The 3,006-nt window shown below is 49.4% G+C and carries 3 protein-coding genes; 1 reads left to right on the top strand and 2 read right to left on the bottom strand.

Annotated features, from left to right (window positions below; translation table 11 throughout):
- Together PLA23_RS11125 and PLA23_RS11120 are read right to left on the bottom strand one after the other, a co-directional pair.
- A partial coding sequence (locus PLA23_RS11125; protein ID WP_502883625.1) for an ABC transporter permease family protein occupies window positions 1-658 on the bottom strand: 658 nt, incomplete at its 3' end.
- On the bottom strand, window positions 652-2,466 hold the full coding sequence (locus tag PLA23_RS11120) for an ABC transporter permease (RefSeq protein ID WP_324475227.1): 1,815 nt from the start codon (window positions 2,464-2,466) through the stop codon (window positions 652-654). The genes PLA23_RS11125 and PLA23_RS11120, both read right to left, overlap by 7 nt.
- Before the next feature lie 82 nt (window positions 2,467-2,548).
- Here PLA23_RS11120 and PLA23_RS11115 point away from each other — a divergent pair.
- A partial coding sequence (locus tag PLA23_RS11115) for an ABC transporter ATP-binding protein (protein WP_324475226.1) occupies window positions 2,549-3,006 on the top strand: 458 nt, incomplete at its 3' end.

Raw genomic sequence — 3,006 nt, 5'->3', positions numbered from 1 at the left:
GTGTTGTCCGCAGCGTATCAAGAGTCTGCTCCTGGTACTCCTCAGTGATGAGATCTATAACCAGTCCTGCAGAGATGATCGCAGGCATGAAGAGGAGCATGGGGATGAGCAGACCATAAATGAACTCATAAAACGAATTCTGGGCAACAGGACGGGATGGTGTTACCTGAACCGGTCTGAAATCAAGCCGGTCCCTTCTGATATCACGAAGGATCTTTTCGTACTCAAGAAGGATGTCTTTTATTTTCACCTCGATCACCGTGGACTGAATATCATTACTGATGGTGTATAGCGTGACGGTAACCGGGTCCTCACTATCAGGAGCAGTTTCCGAAGGCCATACCACGGCTGCAAGCTGACGCTCCTTTAATGCACCGAGAGCAACACCCGGGTCCATCTGATACGGAATAAACGACGGATCGCGTGAGAAGAGATCAAAGAGAATGGTGTCATTACCAGCAAATCCAATCCCGTACTGGACACCGGTAATCCGCCCATAGACCGACGGATCATACATCGCAGACAGTCCCACCATCAAAAATGACGAAAACATGGCGATGAAGAGCTGCAGAAGAATGGCAAGAATGATAGTCTTTTCTGAGGTAAGTCCCCGGATCTCTTTTCGTGCGATGGCAATGACCAGGCGCTGATTCACCATACCCACCCCCTGAGCATGTACAGGTTATAGAGGGTATGAACAACGGTTGCAACGGTAATCCCAAGGGGAAAGGCATTCTTCCCCCAGATCTTCACTACAGCACCAGTGCAGAATACCGTTCCTGCATGGAGGAGAAACGGCATCCAGAGCAGGCCAAGGGAGAGGAACAGGGCTGCACCAAAGATAGAATCTGCGATCTGTGAGATCGTGACAAAGAGCAGCAACTTTTCCCCAAGCAGGAACCCGAATCCGATAAGAAGAGAAGCAGGAACCACTATCTTCCAGGTCAGGGGAGGATACCGGTGCGTAATGAGCGCTACAAATCCTGCAGCTTTTACTAGTTCTTCGGTCATTGCTGCAAGCACCATGATAAGTATGAGAGAATAGGGCATTGGGAGATTGAAAAACAGAACAAGATACATCATCTGAGCCATAAAAACGAACGGTATCGTCATCACCGCGATAAGAATCAGGGAGAGATACCAGTACCTACTCGATACCAGGGCACCAAGATAGAGGGCCAGTGTATCAAGGAGCCCTTTCTCGGTAAAGAGCTGCTCCTCATGAAAGTTCCGGATACACACACCAAACAGGATAAGACTGGTCAGGTAAAAGAGAGCAGTCGAATAGATGTAATCAGTAAGGGTATACCCGGTCCCGTCGATCACATGAACCACAAGGGTAACCGGAGAGAGAAGACTGACAATATGAACATTGGCAAAAATGCTTGGGAAAAAGAGATAAGAGGTTGCAATTGTTGAGAAGAAGATCGAAATGAACGATAGTTCCTTATAACTTCTGGCCACCATCCCGATGAAGAGTGCAAACGAGAGGAAAAAGAGTATGACCGGGATAAGCGGGAGGATTGCCAGGAGATCTGCCTTTACCGTAAAGAGGATCGCCACCACAATGAGAATCATCCCGGCTGCATAGGGAAGCATCTTTCCAAGCACCAGAATAAGGGGACTGACTGGTGACGCGATGAGGGCTTCACCCTGACGGAGGGTTCGCTCATTCATGATACTCATCATAAAAAATTGAGAGGTAAAATAGAGTGGAAAAATGAAGACGAAGATGAATATGATGGTATCAAAGGGAAGGGGTGGAGAGAGCATTGAGGGTATTCGCAGCTCTCCGAGTGCCTCCTGTTGCGATAACAGATCCGTATATCTGGCAAGCTGATCACTGCCCCGTGCTGCCTCCTCCTCAAGTTGCCGGCGCAGCAGGTCCATATCAGCCGGAACAATACCGGATGGAGGAGTGATATCGGTCTCGATCTCTTCTGGTTCAGGTGGAACAGGTGATGCCTGCCTTGGCGCTGCAACCTGCTGGCCGCTCTGGGTTGCAAGGAAATCCAGTTCACTGACAATATACTCACTATCTATCCAGACCGGATATGCCGCAAAGAGATCAGTCTGCTGGCGATAAATGTAATCCTGGTACGCCTGGTAATCCCGCTCAAAACTCTTCTGGGCTGCCGCACCCTTATCACCATTTGCCCGAAGAAGCGATCCGGATCGTATGGCAAGATCAAGGCCCAGGGACCTGATATTCTGGGCATCAGATGGCAGGGAGTATACCACATATCTGGGATCTGACCCGATAATATCAAGGTATTTCTGATTATCCACCCCGATCCGGTAGATCCCGTCCTGCAGATGGATTCCCTTTTGTGCCGTAAACCCGCTGACACCGACCAGGAGAACCAGGAGTACAACGGCAACCGGCAGGAGGTCCCTTGTCATGGTCCCCTGAAAACGCCTGAATTCCCATATTGCAATGGTAAGCAGCTGTGAAAGAGCCTCCATTGGGTGAGTGTTTGCCGGGATGATATATCAAAGCTTACCGTAATCCTTTAACGTAGTGAAAACAAGAGGAGGATACATCACTATGATTGAGGCATCGTCTCTCACCAAGATGTACGGGGATGTTACCGCCCTCTCCGATGTTTCATTCACCTGCAGGGAAGGGGAGATATTCGGCATTATCGGACATAACGGAGCAGGGAAAACGACTCTTTTAAAGATTCTTTCCGGTCTTATCCTCCCGACTTCAGGATCCCTGGTCATAGGAGGCAGGGATCTTATTGAAGATCCCATGCAGGTCCGTTCACAGATTGGATATCTTCCTGAAGAATCCAGGCTTTATGAGACGATGCTGGTCCCTGATTATCTCAGGTTCTTTGGAGAGATCTATGGACTTGACAAGGTCACTATCCAGGCACGGGCCGATCTGCTGCTTGCCCAGTTATCCCTCCAGCCGGAAGGCAAGCAGATTGGAAACCTCTCAAAAGGGATGAAACGAAAAGTCGCCATCGCCCGGTCCCTAATACATGACCCCTCTATCCT

The organism is Methanospirillum sp. (genome assembly GCF_035406105.1).
GTDB lineage: Archaea > Halobacteriota > Methanomicrobia > Methanomicrobiales > Methanospirillaceae > Methanospirillum.
The sequence above is the reverse complement of the archived record's forward strand: the minus strand, read 5'-3'. Positions and strand labels throughout refer to the sequence as shown.

Excerpts from the sequence above, each read along its gene's own strand:
- PLA23_RS11120 (WP_324475227.1), bottom strand. The coding sequence starts at position 2,466 with ATGGAGGCTCTTTCACAGCTGCTTACCATTGCAATATGGGAATTCAGG.